An 18,412-nucleotide genomic window follows, 5' to 3' on the forward strand; every position below is an offset into this window, starting at 1 on the left:
TCGGCCTACTGGGTGTCGCCCCGGGCGAGACCCCACTCCCGGTACGCAGCGACAGCGGTGGGCAGCGTCGGGAAGACCAGATCGGCGCCGACCGACTTCGTCAGGCCGTACGCGACCAGTTCGTCCATCAGGTCCTGCTTGACGCGGGCGAGGGCGAACACGATGCCGCGCCGGGTCAGTTCGAGGCGCAGCGCGTCGACGGCGTCCAGGGCGGTGATGTCGACCTCGACGTTGGCCTCTGCGTTGAGGACGAACCAGCGGACCGGGACCTCCTGTTCGTCGACGGCGGCCAGGGCCCGGCGGCGGAAGTTCTCGGCGTTGGCGAAGAACAGGGGCGAGTCGTAGCGGTAGACCAGCAGGCCGGGGATGGTGCGGGCCTGCGGATAGTCGTCGATGTCGTGCATTCCGGCCACACCGGGGACCACTCCCTCGACGGCATCGTGCGGACGGGCCACGCGGACCAGCAGCTCCGCGACAGACAGGCCGACGGCGACGATCACGCCGTAGAGGATGTCCAGGGCCAGCACCCCGGCCAGGCAGCCGAGGGCCAGCAGCAGTTCCCGGCGGCGGAAGGACCTCAGCCGGCGGAAGCCCGCCAGGTCGATCATGCGGACAGCGGCGTACACGACGAGCGCGCCCAGTACGGCCGAGGGCATGCGGGTCAGCAGCGGGCTGAGGAAGAGCAGGACCGCGAGGACCGCCACACCGGCGACCAGCGCGTACGCCTGGCTGCGGGCGCCCGCCGAGGCGGCGAGCGCGGTCCGGCTGGCGCTGCTGCTCACCGGGAAACCGTGCAGCGCACTCGCACCCAGGTTGGCCGCACCGAGGGCCAGGAACTCCTGGTTGGGGTCGAGGCCGGGGCCCTTGTCGTCGGAGGAGTCGACGGTGAAGGCGCGCGCGGTGAGGATGAAGTCCGTGTAGCCGACGAGGAGGACTCCGAGGGCCGGGAGGACCAGGTGCGCGAGTTCGGTCAGGTCGGGCACGGCGAGGCCGGGCAGCCCCGACGGGACCTCGCCGATCACCTTGATGCCGTACCGGTCGTCGAGGTCGAACACGGCCACGGCCGCCGTGCCGAGCACCACGGCCAGCAGGGGGCCGGGGACCGCCCGGAGGAATCGCGCCACGGTGAAGAGGAACGCGAGCGTGACGGCGCCGAACAGCAGCGTCGCCCCATGGACCTGCGTCAGGTTGCGTACGAATGACCAGAGTTGGGCGAAGAAGGCTGAACCCGTTGTGTCCACGCCGGTGAGCTTGGGCAGCTGGTCCACGATCATGATCAGTGCCACGCCCGCGAGGTAGCCGATCAGGACGGGTCGGGAGAGCAGGTCCGCGAGGAACCCCAGCCGCACCGCCCACGCCACCAGGCACAGCAGGCCCACCGTGAGTGCGAGGGCGGCTGCCAGTGCGGCGTAGCGGTCCGGGTCTCCGGCGGCCAGCGGGGCGACCACGGTCGCCGTCATCAGCGCGGTCGTCGACTCGGGGCCGACCGACAGCAGGCGTGAGGAGCCGAACACGGCGTACAGCGCGAGTGCGGGCAGGATCGCCCACAGTCCGGCGACCGGCGGCAGACCCGCCACGCCCGCGTACGCCATCACCTGGGGGATGAGGTACGCGGCCACGGTCACCCCGGCCAGCAGGTCGCCCTTCAGCCATGAGCGCCGGTAGCCGAGGAGCGTGCCGACTCCGGGCGCGAGGTGCCCGAGGAGAGTGCCGAGCCCCTGTGTCGGACGGCCTCCCGGAACGTGCCCGCCCGCGCTCCTTGCCATGAGTCTCCTTCTGCCGCGTGACGTCAGGATCCACCGACGGGCGGACGGCCGCGAGACGTCGACCCGGCCGACAGGAACCTACAGGCACTCGGCCCCGTTCCCGGCAGCCCAACCGGCCCTGTGGAAAGGGCCGTTCAGCCCCGTCGCCGCGGACCTTCGGCATCCGGCGACCCCCGCCCGGCGCGGCCAGAGTGATGGGTGTCGGACAACGACCGGACCATCCCCGAACCCCCCGCCCTCCCGAACCCTCGAATCCCTGAAGGGACCATCACCATGGCCGTGCACGAGCATCCTCGCCGGAGCCCGGGGTTCCACCTGCCGACGTTCCGTGGCAACCGGACCGCCGCCACCTCCGAGTCCGCCGTGTCGGCTCGTACCGACACGCACACGGCGCGGGCCTACGCCTTCGCGTCCCTGCGACTGCTCACGGGGTTCGCCTTCCTGTGGGCGTTCCTCGACAAGACCTTCGGCTTCGGCTACGCCACCCCGTCCGGCAAGGGCTGGATCGACGGCGGCTCGCCGACCATGGGCTTCCTCAGCGGCGTCGCCGCCGGGCCGATGGAGTCCACCTTCCACTCCTGGGCCGGTGCCACCTGGGCGAACTGGCTCTTCATGGCCGGCCTGCTCGGCATCGGACTGGCCCTGGTAGGCGGGTTCGCGCTACGGCTCGCGGCCGTCGCGGGCACCGCGATGATGGCGCTGATGTGGGTCGCCGAGTGGCCGCCCGCCAAGCTCCTCTCCGACGGGTCGCCGAGCATGTCCAGCAACCCGTTCGTCGACTACCACCTCATCTACGCCGTCGTCCTGATCGCGCTTGCCCTGGCCTCCGCCGGTGACACCTGGGGCATCGGCAAGTTCTGGTCCAGGCTGCCGTTCGTCCGCGCCAACGGCTGGCTGCGCTGACCACGGAGAACGCGGCGGGACTCGCGACGGGCCCGCCGCGTCCGCCTGTCCGATTGGGCCGATCGGCCCCTGTTGAGGACCTACGGCCCCTGCACCACGAACTCATCCGGCACGACGCTGGAATCGGATCGTGCGACCCCTGCCTCGCCTCCGACTCCGCCTCCGACTCCGACCTCGACTCCGACTCCGATCCCGACTCCGATCCCGAAGGTGGAGACCATGCCCCGCACCGTCATCGTGGGACTCGACGGCTCGCCCGAAAGCCACGCCGCGGCCGAATGGGCGTCCCGGGAGGCGAAGCTGCGCGGACTGGCGCTGAAGCTCGTCAATGTCTGGGAGCCCGCTCCGACGCCCGTGGCGCAGGAGCCGCTCCTCGGCGCCGGGACCCAGCAGCACTGGAGCGAACAGATACCCCGTGAGGCCGCCGAGGGCCTGCGCCTGCGGCACCCCGGTGTCGAGATCACCGCCGAGCAGGTCTACGGCCGGCCGGGCGAGATCCTGGCGCGCCTGGCCGAGGACGCCGCGCTGCTCGTCCTGGGCTCGCGCGGCCTGAGCGGGTTCGGCGGGTTCCTGGTGGGCTCGGTCGGCCTCGCCGTCGTGGCGCACGCCGAGCGGCCCGTGGTGCTGGTCCGTGCCGGGGAACAGGCCGCCGACGAGCACGTGATGGATCCGTCCGGCATCCCGTCCGCCGCGACGCCCTTCCGGCCCGTTGTGCTCGGCATGGACCCCGACAGCCCGGACGACTCGCTGCTCGCCTTCGCCTTCGAGGAGGCGGTCCGTCGTGTCACCGCCCTGAGGGTCGTGCACGGCTGGAACCTTCCGCCGTACTACGCCTATGGCCTCTCCGCCGACCTCGGCCTGCACGAGGAGATCGTCCGGCAGCAGACCGCCCGGCTCACCGAGACCCTGCACCCGTGGCGACAGAAGTACGCGGATGTGGAGGTCGTCGAGGAGTCCCGCTCGGGCAGCCCGGCCAACCAGCTGGTCGACGCCTCCCACGAGGCCTCCCTGGTCGTCGTGGGACGCCGCGTCCGCCGCAGCCCGCTCGGTGCCCACATCGGCTCGGTGACACACGCCGTGCTGCATCACGCCACCGCTCCTGTCGCCGTCGTCGCGCACGGCTGACGCATCCCGAGGAGAACGAGAACCATGAAGGCAGCGGTCGTACGCGCATTCGGCGAGCTCCTGGTCATCGAGGAGCGCCCCGATCCCGAGCCCGGCCCCGGCCAGGTCCGGGTCCGGGTCGAGGCCTCCGGGCTCTGCCACACCGACATCCACGCCGCCCACGGCGACTGGCCCGTCAAGCCGAACCCGCCCTTCGTCCCCGGCCACGAGGGCGTCGGTCGCGTCGAGACCATCGGTGACGGCGTCACCCATCTGGCCCTCGGGCAGCGGGTCGCCGTGCCCTGGCTCGGCAAGACCTGCGGACGGTGCGAGCACTGCCTGTCCGGCTGGGAGACGCTGTGCGAGCAGCAGATCAACACCGGGTACGGATGCGATGGCGCGTACGCCGAGAAGATGCTGGCCTGGGCCGACTTCGCGCAGCCGGTGCCCGACGGGATCTCCGCGCTCGACGCCGCCCCGCTCACCTGCGCCGGTGTCACGACGTACAAGGCACTCAAGGTCGCCGACGTTCGGCCAACCCAGCTCGTCGCCATCTCCGGTGTCGGAGGACTGGGCCATCTGGCGGTGCAGTACGCGAAGATCGCCGGAGCGACCGTGGCGGCCATCGACGTCACCGACGAGAAGCTCGAACTCGCCGCGGAACTCGGCGCCGACATCGTGATCGACGCCCGCGAGCACGACCCCGGCGAGGTGCTCAAGCGGCACGGAGGCGCGCACGCCGCCATCGCGCTCGCGGTGAACAAGGCCGCCTTCTCCACGGCCTATTCGGGGCTCCGGCGCGGTGGAAAGCTCGTCATGGTCGCACTGCCGGCGCACGGCACGATCCAGGTCCCGATCTTCGACACCGTCCTGGGCGGCACCTCCGTGATCGGCTCCATCGTCGGTACCCGGCAGGACCTGACCGAGGTCTTCCAGCTGCACGCGGCGGGCCGGACCAGGGTGATCCAGGAGACCCGACCCCTCGCGAGCGTCAACGAGTCCATCGACGAGGTGCTGCGCGGCCAGATCAAGGCAAGGATCGTCTTCGACCTCGGTGAAGGAAGGTGAGGACGGTGGAGCTTCCCCTGGTCGTCGGTGTCGACGGCTCCGAACCCGGCATGCGCGCCGTGGACTGGGCGGCGGACGAGGCCGCTCTGCGCGGCGTACCGCTGCGCCTGGTGTACGCCTCACTGTGGGAGCGCTACGAGGGCGCCGCGCTCGCCGAGGGTCTCGGCAGGTCCTCGGAGCAAGTACTGGCCGACAACATCGTCGAGGCCGCCGCGAAGCGTGCGCACCGCCGCGAGGTGGACCTGAAGATCTCCACCGAGGTGCTGCCCGAGGAGCCGGTGCCCGCACTGCTGCGGGAGGGGCGAAACGCCTCCGCGCTGGTCCTGGGCACCCGTGGCCGCAGCGGAATCGCCGAGCTCCTGCTCGGCAGCGTCAGCCTCGCCGTGGCCGCCCGCGCCCACTGCCCGGTGATCGTGCTGCGCGGCGGCCACGACCACCAGGTGACGTCCAGGATGCGCAGGCGCATCGTGCTCGGCGTCGGTGAGGAGCCCGAGAACTCGGCCGCCGTGCGGTTCGCGTTCGAGGAGGTGCGGGAACGCCGGGTACCGCTGGAGGCGGTACGTGCCTGGCGCTGCCCCGCGCACCAGACCACCGACCACCCTCTGCTGGCCGGCGAACCGGCCCGCCTGTACGAGCAGCAGGCCACGGAAACCCTGGAAGCGGCACTGCGTGACGCCCCGGCTGGGGTGGAACTGCACCGGCGCATCATCGAGGGCCCGGCCCGCAAGGTGCTGCTCGACGCCTCGGTCGACGCCGACCTGCTCGTCGTCGGAGCCCGGCGGCGCCACGGCCACTTCGGGCTCCAGCTCGGCCGCGTCGCCCACGCGGTCCTGCACCACTCCGCCTGCCCCGTCGCCGTCGTCCCCCAACAGGCATGACCGGCTCAGAGGCTCGCCGCGTGATCGGGAACGTACGTCTGCAGATCGCGCGGCGGGCGCTGGTAGCCGGTCGAGGGCGGCCGGGGCGGCAGCTCCAGCACCGGCGGCGGCACCTCGTGGTACGGCACGGAACTCAGCAGATGGGCGATCATGTTCAGACGGGCCCGGCGCTTGTCGTCGCTCTCCACGACGAACCACGGGGCCTCCGAGATGTCCGTGTGCACCAGCATCTCGTCCTTCGCCCGGGAGTACGCCTCCCAGCGGGTGATCGACTCCAGGTCCATCGGGGAGAGCTTCCAGCGCCGCGTCGGGTCCTTCAGCCGCTGCCTGAACCGCTTCTGCTGCTCCGTGTCGCTCACCGAGAACCAGTACTTGTGCAGCAGGATCCCTTCCTCCACCAGCATCCGCTCGAAGATCGGGCATTGGCGGAGGAAGAGTTGGTACTCCTCCTTGGTGCAGAAGCCCATGACGTGCTCGACACCGGCGCGGTTGTACCAGCTGCGGTCGAGCAGCACGATCTCCCCGGCCGCGGGCAGATGCTCGACGTACCGCTGGAAGTACCACTGGGTGCGCTCGCGCTCGGTCGGTTTGGGCAGCGCCACGGTCCGTGCGACGCGCGGGTTGAGGTGCTCCGAGACCCGTTTGATCGTGCCGCCCTTGCCCGCCGCGTCCCGTCCCTCAAAGACCACCACGAGCCGGGTGCCCTCGGCCCGCACCCATTCCTGGAGCTTGACCAACTCCGTCTGCAGACGCAGCAGCTCCTGCTCGTACGCCGCGCGCGGCACCTTCGCCGTCTTCTTGCCGGCCATGCCGCCTCCTCCGCTCGATGACGTCCCTCGATGACACATACGGAGTCACCATGACCAACGTCGAACACCAGGACAGCACCGTACTGACCGACGAGGAACTGCGCACCCTGGACGCCCACTGGCGGGCCGCCAACTACCTTGCCGTGGGCCAGATCTACCTGCTGGCCAATCCGATGCTCACCGAGCCTCTGACGCCCGAGCACATCAAGCCGCGGCTGCTCGGCCACTGGGGGACCTCGCCCGGCCTCAACCTCGTGCACACGCACCTCAACCGGGTGATCAAGGCCCGCGGTCTCGACGCCCTGTGCGTCTGGGGTCCTGGCCACGGCGGTCCCGCCGTCCTCGCGAACTCCTGGCTGGAGGGCAGCTACAGCGAGACCTACCCGGACGTCTCGCGCGACGCGGCGGGCATGGACCGGCTCTTCCGGCAGTTCTCGTTCCCCGGCGGCGTGCCCAGCCACGTGGCCCCCGAGACACCGGGCTCGATCCACGAGGGCGGTGAGCTGGGCTACTCCCTCGCCCACGCGTACGGGGCCGCCTTCGACAACCCCGATCTGCTGGTCGCCTGCGTGATCGGTGACGGCGAGGCGGAGACCGGGCCACTGGCCGCGTCCTGGCACTCCAACAAGTTCCTCGACCCGGTGCACGACGGCGCGGTCCTGCCGATCCTGCACCTCAACGGCTACAAGATCGCCAATCCGACCGTGCTGTCCCGGATTCCCGAGCACGAACTCGACGACCTGCTGCGGGGATACGGACACGACCCCATCCATGTCACCAGTGACGACCCGCGCGAGATCCACCGCGCCATGGCAGGCGCCTTCGACCACGCCCTCGACCGCATCGCGCTGATGCAGAGCACGGCACGTGAGGACGGCGTGACGGAGCGGGTCCGCTGGCCCATGATCGTGCTGCGCACCCCGAAGGGCTGGACAGGACCCGGCGAGGTCGACGGGCAGCCGGTCGAGGGAACATGGCGTGCGCACCAGGTCCCGCTGTCCGGCGTACGCGAAAACCCCGACCACCTGCGGCAGTTGGAGACGTGGCTGCGCTCGTACCGGCACCAGGAGCTCTTCGACACCGACGGCCGGCCCACCGCGGACGTCCTCGCCTGCATCCCCGCGGGGGCCCGTCGGCTGGGCGCGACCCCGCACGCCAACGGGGGTCTTCTCGTACGCGACCTGCCCGTCCCGTCTCTCGACCGGTTCGCCGTCCCCGTCGACAAGCCGGGCGTCACCTCGCACGAGCCCACCCGGGTTCTCGGTGACCTCCTCGAACAGATCATGAACGACACGTCGAGCCGTCGCGACTTCCGGCTCGTGGGCCCCGACGAGACCGCCTCCAACCGGCTGGACGCCGTCTACAACGCCAGTGGCAAGGCCTGGCAGGCACAGATGCTCCAGGTCGACGAACACCTGGACCGGCACGGCCGGGTCATGGAGATCCTCTCCGAACACCTCTGCCAGGGCTGGCTGGAGGGCTATCTCCTCACCGGACGGCACGGCCTGTTCTCCTGCTACGAGGCGTTCGTGCACATCGTCGACTCGATGGTCAACCAGCACATCAAGTGGCTCAAGACATCGAGGGAGTTGCCGTGGCGGGCCCCGATCGCCTCGCTCAACTACCTTCTGACCTCGCATGTCTGGCGCCAGGACCACAACGGCTTCTCGCACCAGGACCCCGGCTTCGTCGACCACGTACTGAACAAGAGCCCCGAGGTCGTACGGGTCTATCTGCCGCCGGACGCCAACACGCTGCTCTCCGTGGCCGATCACGCCCTGCGCAGCCGCGACTACGTGAACGTGATCGTCGCGGGCAAGCAGCCCTGCTTCGACTGGCTCTCCATGGACCAGGCCCGCGTCCACTGCGCACGGGGAGCGGGCATCTGGGAGTGGGCGGGCTCCGCGAACGGAGACCGCGAGCCCGACGTCGTCCTCGCCTGCGCGGGAGACGTCCCCACCCAGGAGATCCTGGCCGCCTCCGATCTGCTCCGGCGTCATCTGCCCGAGCTGGCCGTCCGGGTCGTCAACGTCGTCGACATGGCCCGGCTGCTGCCGCGTGAGGAACACCCCCACGGGATGGGCGACTTCGAGTACGACGGCCTGTTCACCACCGACAAGCCGGTGATCTTCGCCTACCACGGCTATCCCTGGCTGATCCACCGCCTCGCCTACCGCCGCACCGGCCACGCCAACCTCCATGTCCGCGGCTACAAGGAGATGGGCACCACCACGACCCCGTTCGACATGGTCGTCCGCAACGATCTGGACCGCTACCGCCTGGTCATGGACGTCATCGACCGCGTCCCCGGCCTCGGTGTCCGTGCCGCCGCCGTACGCCAGCGGATGGCGGATGCCCGCACCCGCCACCACGCCTGGATTCGCGAACACGGCACGGACCTGCCCGAGGTCGCCGACTGGACCTGGACCGGCTGACACCTCTTCACATCCCTTCCATGACAAAGGAGTTCATCGCCCGGCCGACACACTTTCCGCAGCCGTGAGCGCACCCAGCGCGCTGGCCTGGGTGCGCCAGTCCGACGGGTTGGGGCTCGTGCCGGCCCAGCGCTGGCCCAGGCGGTTGAGGCGGTCCCGGTCGGTGCTCCAGATCGAGTCGGCCTGCTTCGTCACGTAGGCCTGGTAGGTGGCGGACCCGGTGGCGTCCGCCAGGTCGGCGAAGTGCCGCATGAAGATGCCCTTGAACTGTTTCTGGTTGTCGTCGCAGGAACCAGTGCCGACATCGCAGGACTCGGTCAGCACGCCCCCACGGGTCAGCGCCGACGAGGACATCGCGGCGTCGGCCAGGCGTTTCGCCGTGTCCAGGTACCTGCTGGTCCCGGTGGACCGCCACAGCTGGGTGAAGGCGCCGATGGCGAGGCCCTGGTTGTAACTCCACACGGTCTGGCCGTTGTTGCCGCAGCTCCCGTTCAGCCCGTCGTTGACCAGACCGGAGGAGTTGATCAGCCCGCTGCCCAGGTACCAGTTCGCCGCCGTGGTCGCCCGCGAGCCCCACACGGTGTCACCGGAGATCCGCTGGTGCAGCGAGGTGGTCAGCCACAGGTACTGCCCGTTGGTCACGGCGTTCTTGTACGTGCGCTCCCGGTCCCACCACACACCGCCGCCGCACGTGCCCGGATCCCAGTACTGGTGCACGTAGTTGGCGATCGTCACGGCCTCGTCCAGATAGCGCCGCTCGCCCGTGTAGTCGTACGCCGTCAACCAGGCGATGGCCCACCAGCCCGCGTCGTCGATGGCACGGCTGATGAAGTGCCCCTCGATCGGGTCCGAACTGCGCACGCCCGCGGGGAAGACGCCGCGGTTCTGCTCGAAGGTACGGGAGATCGCCCAGTCGTAGTCGTGCCGCCCGGTGCGTTCGGCGAAGTCGATGACGGAGGTGATGGCGACGGCCGAGTTCCACCAACTGCTGCGCCACCAGCCCTCGTTGGTCTGGTACGAAGCCATCAGCGCATCCGCCCCCGCACGCGCCCGGGTCGGTGCCTGCCTGGCCCAGGCGGTGCAACTGCCCTCCTGGTGTGAGGCCTCACGGCCGCAGGCGCGGACGGCCCCGCTGTAGAGCAGACCCCGTGGGTCCCGGGTGGCGAACATGGCGGTGCGGGTGGAGGCCGCCCCGGACGGCACGCCCGTACGGCCGAGGGAAGCGCCCTCGGGCCAGCTCGCGCCGGCGTCCCAGGAGCGGTCGAGCCAGATCTCGTCGCCCGCGCCGCCGCTTGCGACGACGCCCCAGGCCATGCCGTTGCGCTGGTCGACGTGCAGGCTGATGGTGCGCCCGAAGAGGGTGGTCGACGGCACGGGGGTGTCGTCGCCGGACGCGGTGGCGGGGTCGGCGCCGTCGCAGAACGAGCCGTCGCACACCTTCGGATACGTCCAGTCGGTGCAGGTGACACCGCCGGCGTCACCGCAGGCGCGGATCCAGCCGCGCCGGTGTCCCACCGGATCGGTGATGTTGTACATCAGCGTGCGGGTGCCGGTCCAGGTGCCGGGGATGCTGGCCTTGCCGAGCACCCCTTCCCAGGTGGCGCCCCGGTCCCAGGACCGGTCCAGCCAGACCGACTCGCCCGTCGTGCCGTTGTCGATGCTCGCCCAGGCCATGTTGTCCGGGTCGGAGACGTGCAGCCGGACGATCCGGCCGTTGATGGTCTTGTTCGGCACCGGGAAGGTGTCCTGCTGTGCCTTCGAGGGGTCCAGGGTGTCGCACGCCAGGGCACAGACCGGCGTCGCGGCATGGGCGGGGGAGGGGAGGGCGACGAGGCCGGTCAGGGCCAGGAGCAGGGCGAGGAACGGGGCGAGGAGTCCGCCGAGGACCGGGTGGGGCCGCGCTGACATGACGTACCGCCAATCCGTGAGGGCCGTGCGCGGAAGGGAGGGGGTGGCCGCCCGTGGAGGGCGGCCACCTTCAAGAGCGCCTGCTGTTCGGGAGCGGTCGTGCTCAGGGAGCCCAGGGTGCCGAGATCGCCCAGGTGGTGTCCGGGACGAAGCTCGCCGGGTTGTCCCAGGTGTGCGTGCCGCCCTGCTGGGCCAGCCAGAGTTCCGCGTTGATGTGCCGCAGGTACTGGCGGGGGAAGCCCGACGCCGACAGCCGGACGCCGCCGCTGCCCTGCACCGGGCACCAGGTCGCGTCCTCCTTGTAGAGCGTGGAGCTTTCGTTCGCGTCGCGCCGGACGCGGAACTCGCGGTGGCGCAGGTACTCGCCCGGGTAGTTGCGGGACTCGAAGGAGTAGCAGAGCCGGTTGGCGAGCCCCGGCTTCACCTTCCAGGTGGCGTCCTCCTTCAACAGGGCCGTGCTGCCCGAGTTCACCACCTCGGTGAAGCCGAGCCCGTCCTGGTGACGGAGGTAGTGGTCGGTGTGGCCCGGCGTGGTGACCCGGATCGACACGTACTGCTCCACCGGCAGCTTCACCGTCGGCCCGACCGTGCGGGACGCCGTGATGAGCGCCTGGTTGGCCGCCCGGACGCGGGCCTCTTCCACCTTGACGATCTGACGGTCGTAGGTCAGCAGGCCGTTGGCCTCGTTCTCGACGTCCGTGATCTGTGTGTAGACGGCCGCCGAAAGGCCGCCCGCGGGCAGCGAGTTCTCCCGGATGCCGTCGAGCAGCCCCACGAGCCGGTCGTTGAGGGCGGACAGGCTCGGCTGGTCCTCATAGCTGAACCCGCCGCCCGGATACCACTCGTGGCCGGAGACCCGGATGCCCAGACCGCCGTACTCGCCCAGCACGGAGGCGCGTACGGGCTCCGTCGGCGTGTTGCCGGGGCCGACGTAGTTGTGGTTGTCGACGACGTCGCCGTTGCCGCCGTCCTGGGCGCCGCAGCAGTTGACGCCGCTCATGTTGTCGACGAGACGCGAGGGGTCGTACGACTTGACCATGTCCGCGATGCGGGCCTGGTCGTACTGGCCCCAGCCCTCGTTCTGGTTGACCCACAGGATCAGCGAGGGTGAGCTGCGGTGCTCGTCGATGATGGCGCGGTACTCGTTCTCCCACTGGGTGCGGGCCGCGGCGGACGGGCTCTTTCCGCTGTCCATGGCAGGCATGTCCTGCCACACCAGCAGCCCCAGGCGGTCCGCCCAGTAGAACCACCGCTGCGGCTCGACCTTGATGTGCTTGCGGACCATGTTGAAGCCCAGGTCCTTGTGCTTCTGCAGGTCGTACCTGAGGGCCGCGTCGGTGGGAGCGGTGTGCAGGCCGTCCGGCCAGTAGCCCTGGTCGAGGGTGCCGCTCTGGAAGACGAACGACCCGTTGAGCACGGGGCGTTGGACGCCGTTCACGTTCCGCACCGCGATCGACCGCATGCCCGCGTACGAGCCGACCCGGTCGGCGCCCGCGCTGCCGGAGAGCTCGGCCGTGACGTCGTACAGGAACGGGTCCTCCGGCGTCCACAGCCGGGCGTTGGGCACCGGCACGGAGAACTGTTGGCCGACCGTCCCAGTGGCGCTGCCGACCTGTGTGCCGCCGTTGGAGACGGTGACCTTGGCGCTCGCGCCGTCGGCCCCGGCAGCGCGCACCGTCACCCGCAGGGTGTTGTCCTGGAGGTTCGGGACCATGTCGAGCCGGGTGACGCGCGCGGCGGCGGTCGGCTCCAGCCAGACCGTCTGCCAGATCCCGGACGTGGCGGTGTAGAAGATGCTGCGCCCGGCGTGCGGGGTGATGTCCTGGATGCGCTGCTTGCCGACGGCCTGACCGCCGGTCTGCGTGGCGTCGTACGCGGACACGACGATCGTGTTGGTGGCACCGCTGTTCAGCAGCGGCGTGATGTCGTACGAGAACGAGTCGTAGCCCCCTCGGTGGACGGCCCCGGCCTGCTGCCCGTTGACCCAGACCGTGGTCTCCCAGTCGGAGGCGCCGAAGTTGAGCTGGACGCGGCGGCCGCTCCAGCCGGACGGGACGGTGAAGGTGCGCTTGTACCAGAGCTTGTCGTTCTCGGTGATCTTCCGCTGGATGCCCGAGAGCGCGGACTCCGGTGCGAACGGCACCCGGATCTGCTCGCCGAACGACGACGGCTGACCGGCGTCGCGAGAGGTGACAGCGAAGTCCCAAATGCCGTTGAGATTGGCCCAGTCGGGCCGGGTGAGCTGCGGTCGCGGATACTCCGGCAGCGGGTTGTCGACCGGGACCTGGTCGGTCCACGGCGTTGTCATCGGCGCGGGTTTGGGGGTCCAGGCCGCCGAGGCGGCGTCGGCCGGGGCCGTGCCGGAGGCGAGGAGGCCGGTGACGGCGAGTGCAAGCACCGTGGCAGCGGTTGTGACGCGCCGCCAGGTCGATAGGGGTCTCAGCACGGTGATCGCTCCAGTGTCTCGGTGGCGCACGGAGGAACGCCGCCCGCAGGACGGTGGAACTGGTTCAGCACGAGAGAACTTGCTGCACGAGCACCACAGCATTCACTCGGCCAATTGTCCAGACCAAGCGCAGACAACGTTGTCGGACGATCGATGAACTCCCGCCTCATGGGGCCGCGTTGAGCAGGTCGAGGGCGCTCTGCTGCCGTGCCGCGTCCAGTTTGTCGACCGGGCCGAACCAGCGCAGTCCGTACTGGTCGAGGGCGTTCCGGTCGCTCGTATGGACACGGTCCGCCTGGCGTTGGAGGTACGCGGTGTACGGATGGTCCGGCAGCGCGGAGTTGAGCTTGCCCAGACCGCGCACGTGCGCGCCCTTGAAGGACGGCCCGTCGCCGCCGCAGTCGCCGCCCTCGCACGGGTCTCGCAGGATGCCGTCGGTGGTGTGGAGCGAGGAGGTCGTGGTCGCGGCGCCGGCGATCTGCCGTGCGCGGGTGAGCAGCGCGCCGTCGCCGGTCGCCCTGTTGAGCTCGGTGAGAGCGCCGAGCAGGACGCCCTGGTTGTACGACCAGACGGCCTGGCCGTTGTTGCGGCAGGTGGACAGATCGACTCCGTCGTTGACCAGGTTCGAGCCGTTGATCATGCCGGTGCCCTGGAACCAGGACCAGCCGGCCCTGGCCCGGTTCACGTACGTCGTGTCGCCCGGGATGCGGTTGTGCAGTGCGGCACTGAGCTGGATGTACAGGGAGTTGGCGATGGCGTTCTTGTATGTCTTCGCCGTGCTCCACCACACTCCGCCGCCGCAGGTGCCGTCCCAGTACGCGGCCATGTGGTCGGCGTCGGCGCGGGCGGTGTCCAGATAGCGGCGGTCGCCCGTCAGGTCGTACGCGGCGACCCAGGCGAGCCCCCACCAGCCGGTGTCGTCGATGTACTCGTTGCGGAACTGCCCGTCCTTGGCGTTGAGGTTCAGGTCGTACGTGCGGGAGATCGCGTACGAGTAACTGTCCATGCCCGTCACCCGGATGTTGTCGACGAGGGCGTTGAGGGCGTTGGCCGAGTTCCACCAGCCGGTGGTGTCGAACAGGCCGGTTCCGTAGTTGTAGAAGGTCATCAGCCCGGTGGCCGCCGCGGTGCGCCGGTTGCCGGCGTTCCATGTGGTGCGGGCCCACGGGGTGCACGCGATCTCGGCGCGGTCCCCGGCCTTGCCGCAGGCGCGCAGGGCGCCGACACCGCGGTTGTTCCAGTCGTCCACGTTGTACATGAGCGTGCGCCAGCCGCGTTGACCTGCCGGGACGGTCGTGTCGCCGAGCTTGCTGCCCGAACTCCAGGTGCGGCCGCCGTCGAAGGAGCGGTCGAGCCAGACCTCGTCGCCCGGGTTGCCGTTGCCGATGGACGCCCAGCCCATCGCGTCGGTGTCGTCGAAGTGGAGGGCGATCGACCGCCCGTGGACGGCTGCCGTGACCGGAGTCCGGTCGCCCGGGGAGAGGGCGGGGTCGCGGGCGTCGCAGTACTTGTTGCAGATGGTGGCTGCGGCTGAGGTTGCCGTGGCGGGGGTGGTGTCGGCGGCGGACGCGGACTGCGGGGCGAGGCCCGCGAGCAGGGCCAGGGCGAGGGCCGCGGCCGACCGTCGGGGGATTCGGAGACTTGGAAGGAGAGTCATGGGGCCTCTCTGTCAGGGCAGCGCCCCTGCGCCTTGCCGTCGGTTCGGTCTCGTTCCTTCGCGAACGACACCGATGCGGCGAAGGCTGGGGCTGGGGAAACGAACATGAGAGCGCTCTCGGAAGGTAGTGAGGGGGAGAGGGGGCGTCAACGGTGTGGACGTACAAGGGAGTTGAACGTGGGGCAAGGAGCGGCGGGGCACTCCGAGGCGGACGGGAATCGTCCGACAGGCCCAGGACGTGTTCGTAAATGATGAGGGCGTTGCCTTCCGCACCCGGTAGGACCGGGTGCGGAAGGAACCGGCCTGCGCATCTCTGGGGGTGGTGTGTTGGGACCGGCAGTTGGGCTGTGGCTCTTCGAGCGACGGGAGTTCCAGGACGTGTGCGCCGGCCTGATCCCGTGGTTGCAAAGCTTCTGCGAGCCTGTCGGGACGAGGGTCGGTACCGACCTGGCTTTCAGGGTGCGTCGCTGAGGGCGTTCATCACCCCTCGGTTCCGGGCGGCCCCGATTGTCGCGGCCGTCGGCCGACGGCCTGCGCGCCGCGGGCCTCACGTGCCTTCAGGGACCGCCGTGGCGCGGAAGGGTGCCCTTCGGATGCCGTCACCGAAACGTTGCAAAGGGTCGGGAACCCGCCCAACGGTGGGCGTGGTCCGTATCGGTACGGACTCTTATGGCTCGTAGCGCACGGGGGAGAGCGCCTATGAACCGCAAATGGCCGTCGCTGCTGGGTGACGCTTTGGCTGCCCTGATCACGCTGGTCGCCGTGGGCTTCCTCGTGTGGTTCGTGCTCGTGATGTTGTACATGTTCGAGGTTGTCGACATGCCCTGGCTGCCGATACCGGACGACACCGGCGAGGTCCCTCCCGGTGCCCCTAACCAGCCGGCCCAGGTGCCTGTCCGTCCTGGCGCCGCCGGTGGGGCGCGGGGCGGCCGTTGAGCAGCAGGCCTCTGACGTGGCCTCGTATCCCAGTTGGTCAGTACGAGATCAGTGTTTGGCCTGAAACGTGCGAAGCAGGCGGGTTCGCGCGCTGGCGGGCCTGCGACCGGTCGCGGTGAAGGGGCTAGAGAGCGGGTTCGGCGCTGCATCCCTGGGCGACGTTGTGTCGAGCTCACGGGTCGCCCTGAGGGGCGCCGTATCCGCACTGTTGCTCGCCTGGCCGCCGGCCTCACTCACCATGGGCTTCATCCCCGGCGCCTCCGCCGCCGAGCCCGGCCGCACCGCCCCCGCCAAGCCGCTGCCCTGGGAGGCCTTCCATCATTCTCCCGGAGCTGGAGGGTTCGCCGTCCTCTGCTCTGGCGGTTGCATCAAGTAGCGCTGATTCTGACGCTGTTGTCACCGTGGGAGGTCGGTGGGTAAATTTCTGCCGGCGAAGGCGGTCACTCGGTGCACCGCTGCTCCCTGCGGTGCCGCTGTTCGGCAGCCAGGTGTTTGGTCTTGCGGCGGACGCGCTCGCCGTTGGAAGCCCTTGGTCAGCGGAGTGTCCAGATCTGGTTGTCCCTGCCGTTGCACTCCCAGAGGACCGCCCCCGTTCCGCTCGCGCCGCCGAAGATGTCGAGGCACTTCTGCGACTGGTCAGCCATCAGTTGTGTACCGGCGAGGTGGAACCGCTGGCTGCCGTTGCCGTTGCAGCCGGACAGTTGGATCTCGGTCCGGTCGTCGGTCGCTCCTCCGGCCACGGTCATGCATTTCCCCGACGACCGGAGGGTCCCGCCCGATCCGGTCTGCCATCGCTGTGCCGCGGAGCCGTCGCACGCGGCCTGGAACAGTTGAAGCCCTTCGGTCCCGGCGCCGCTGCTCAGGCACTTCCCCGAGGTGGCGACCACCAGGGCACGGCCGGCCGGGGCGACCGACGTGTCGGGTCCGCTCTCCTCGGAGGTGTCCTCGCCTTCGGACACCGGCTCGGAGTCCTCGCGCACGGCATTGGACGTCGACTGGGGTGAGGTGGGCGCCTTCGACGACGTAGCGCCGGAGCTCGCGGAGTGTGACGTGTCCGGAGAGGAGGTCGCGGATGCGGACGTGTCCGTGGACCGAGGCGTGGGGTCGTCGGCCGGGAGCGGGCCGTCCGACGCGGTGGCGCTGATGCTGTTCTTCTCCGTCGGCATGGTCATCAGCACAGCGATGGCGATCAACAACGCCGTGGCGACCGCTGCGGCCAGCACGATCGGCTTCTTCGAACGCCTCGCACCCGGGGACCGTCGCGCCTCCAGGTCGGTCGTAGCGGGCTGCGGACTTTCCGCGGGCCCTCCGGCAGCGGATGCCTGGCCCGTTCCGCGGTCCGGATTACGCCCCAGCCCCGCTACAGCCGTCACCGCGGGATCCGGAGCGTTGGCGCCCGGCGCACTGGCGGCGGACGGAACGGCTGAGGGGCTCGCTTCGCCCGACGGTATTCGCAGCAGGCGCTCGGCGTCCTCCGCGGACAGCCGCTCGGCCGGGTTGCCGGCGAGCAGCCCCTGGATCACCGGGGTGAGCGGCCCGGCGCCCCGCACCTCGGGAGCCGGCTCCATGGCAATGGCGTACATCGTTTGCGCCACTGTGTCCCGGAGGAAGGGCGAACGGCCCTCGACCGCTTGGAAGACGTTGCGCCCAGCGCCCACAGGTCGGCCTCCGGACCTGGCTTGGCGCCGACGAGGCGCTCGGGAGCCATGAAGTCGACGGACCCCACCAGTTGGCCGGAGCGGGTGAGATTCGATGTCTCGGAAGCCTGGGCGATGCCGAAGTCGGTGAGGACCACCCGGCCGTCCTCGGAGAGCAGCACGTTGGCAGGCTTCACGTCCCGGTGGAGGACCCCGGCCCGGTGCGCGGCCCGTAACGCGGCGATCAGGCCACGGCCGATCCTGGCGACCTCTTCGGGCGGGACCGGACCGCGCGCCGCGAGTTCGGCGAGGGTGGTGGAAGGCACGTACTCCATGACGATGGTGGGCAGGCCCTCGTCGTCCACGACGTCGTGGACGACCACGACATTGGGGTGGCTGATACGGGCGGCGCTGTGGGCCTCGCGCCGGGCGCGCTCGAAAAGGGTGGCGAGTTCGGCGTCGTCGAGATGAGGCTGGGGATGCAGCTTCTTGACGGCGACCTGGCGGCCGAGAAGCTCGTCGTGGGCGCGCCACACGGTGGCCATGCCGCCTCGGCCGATCCGGTCGAGGACGCGGTATCGGCCGGCGATCAGCCGTCCTTGGTCGGACACCGTGGTTTCCTTTCCGCTGCCGCAGGGCCGATACGGCCGATGTGCCAGTCGGCTCCTGCGGCCGGAGACCGCTCAACGACCCGTTCTCTGCCGGGTGTTACCGCTAACCGGTGGTTGAGGGGCGATCATATGCCGATACGGCGGCACCAGATGTTGGACGGGAGTTCAACATCCGCGACTGCGAGCGCCGGCTCATCGTGCAGTTCGTTCGGGTGGGGGGACAAGGATTGGAGGACCGCCGCGTGTCGCGGTCC

General features: G+C 70.1%; 13 protein-coding genes. 6 read left to right on the forward strand and 7 right to left on the reverse strand.

All coding sequences use genetic code 11. The features are described 5' to 3' along the window. Positions 1-5: 5 nt before the first annotated feature. Complete coding sequence (locus QF035_RS51745) at positions 6-1,766, reverse strand: SulP family inorganic anion transporter (RefSeq protein ID WP_307529809.1); 1,761 nt, start codon at positions 1,764-1,766, stop codon at positions 6-8. 273 nt (positions 1,767-2,039) lie between these two features. Between QF035_RS51745 and QF035_RS51750 the strand changes: the two genes are divergently transcribed. The 4 genes from QF035_RS51750 to QF035_RS51765 all read left to right on the forward strand — a co-directional run bounded on the left by QF035_RS51750 (position 2,040) and on the right by QF035_RS51765 (position 5,719). Continuing rightward, a complete protein-coding gene (locus QF035_RS51750; RefSeq protein WP_307529811.1) occupies positions 2,040-2,669 on the forward strand; it encodes a hypothetical protein in 630 nt (209 codons plus the stop codon). A gap of 219 nt (positions 2,670-2,888) precedes the next feature. Further along, on the forward strand, positions 2,889-3,794 hold the full coding sequence (locus QF035_RS51755; RefSeq protein ID WP_307529812.1) for a universal stress protein: 906 nt from the start codon (positions 2,889-2,891) through the stop codon (positions 3,792-3,794). A 24-nt stretch (positions 3,795-3,818) separates the two neighbouring features. Next, complete coding sequence (gene adhP, locus QF035_RS51760) at positions 3,819-4,841, forward strand: alcohol dehydrogenase AdhP (RefSeq protein ID WP_307529814.1); 1,023 nt, start codon at positions 3,819-3,821, stop codon at positions 4,839-4,841. Positions 4,842-4,846: 5 nt separating this feature from the next. Next, positions 4,847-5,719 carry a universal stress protein gene (locus QF035_RS51765; RefSeq protein WP_307529816.1) on the forward strand — a complete coding sequence of 291 codons (873 nt, stop codon included), beginning with the start codon at positions 4,847-4,849 and terminating at the stop codon, positions 5,717-5,719. Positions 5,720-5,724: 5 nt separating this feature from the next. Here the strand turns inward: QF035_RS51765 and ppk2 are convergent, their stop codons facing one another. Continuing rightward, entirely contained in the window at positions 5,725-6,528 is an 804-nt protein-coding gene (ppk2, locus tag QF035_RS51770) for a polyphosphate kinase 2 (RefSeq protein ID WP_307529817.1), read from the reverse strand. Positions 6,529-6,578: 50 nt separating this feature from the next. On the opposite strand from ppk2, the gene QF035_RS51775 reads away from it, so the two are divergent. Continuing rightward, on the forward strand, positions 6,579-8,963 hold the full coding sequence (locus QF035_RS51775) for a phosphoketolase family protein (RefSeq protein ID WP_307529818.1): 2,385 nt from the start codon (positions 6,579-6,581) through the stop codon (positions 8,961-8,963). A 33-nt stretch (positions 8,964-8,996) separates the two neighbouring features. Here the strand turns inward: QF035_RS51775 and QF035_RS51780 are convergent, their stop codons facing one another. The 3 genes from QF035_RS51780 to QF035_RS51790 all read right to left on the reverse strand — a co-directional run bounded on the left by QF035_RS51780 (position 8,997) and on the right by QF035_RS51790 (position 14,974). Further along, the gene (locus QF035_RS51780) at positions 8,997-10,871 is read right to left on the reverse strand and encodes a glycoside hydrolase family 76 protein (protein WP_307529820.1); all 1,875 of its coding nucleotides are present in this window, start codon (positions 10,869-10,871) and stop codon (positions 8,997-8,999) included. Positions 10,872-10,974: 103 nt separating this feature from the next. Then, the gene (locus QF035_RS51785) at positions 10,975-13,269 is read right to left on the reverse strand and encodes an AbfB domain-containing protein (RefSeq protein WP_373467036.1); all 2,295 of its coding nucleotides are present in this window, start codon (positions 13,267-13,269) and stop codon (positions 10,975-10,977) included. Positions 13,270-13,483: 214 nt separating this feature from the next. Further along, the gene (locus tag QF035_RS51790) at positions 13,484-14,974 is read right to left on the reverse strand and encodes a glycoside hydrolase family 76 protein (RefSeq protein ID WP_307529822.1); all 1,491 of its coding nucleotides are present in this window, start codon (positions 14,972-14,974) and stop codon (positions 13,484-13,486) included. 699 nt (positions 14,975-15,673) lie between these two features. Between QF035_RS51790 and QF035_RS51795 the strand changes: the two genes are divergently transcribed. Further along, positions 15,674-15,910, forward strand: a complete 237-nt coding sequence (locus QF035_RS51795) for a hypothetical protein (protein WP_307529824.1) — start codon at positions 15,674-15,676, stop codon at positions 15,908-15,910. Between the two features lie 533 nt (positions 15,911-16,443). On the opposite strand, the gene QF035_RS56040 is transcribed toward QF035_RS51795, so the two are convergent. Together QF035_RS56040 and QF035_RS56045 are read right to left on the reverse strand one after the other, a co-directional pair. Continuing rightward, positions 16,444-17,478, reverse strand: coding sequence for a ricin-type beta-trefoil lectin domain protein (locus tag QF035_RS56040; protein ID WP_373466884.1), 1,035 nt, complete (start codon positions 17,476-17,478; stop codon positions 16,444-16,446). After that, the gene (locus tag QF035_RS56045; RefSeq protein ID WP_373466885.1) at positions 17,430-18,158 is read right to left on the reverse strand and encodes a serine/threonine-protein kinase; all 729 of its coding nucleotides are present in this window, start codon (positions 18,156-18,158) and stop codon (positions 17,430-17,432) included. The genes QF035_RS56040 and QF035_RS56045 overlap by 49 nt, the downstream gene beginning before the upstream one ends. Positions 18,159-18,412: the final 254 nt, after the last annotated feature.

The organism is Streptomyces umbrinus (assembly GCF_030817415.1).
GTDB lineage: Bacteria > Actinomycetota > Actinomycetes > Streptomycetales > Streptomycetaceae > Streptomyces > Streptomyces umbrinus_A.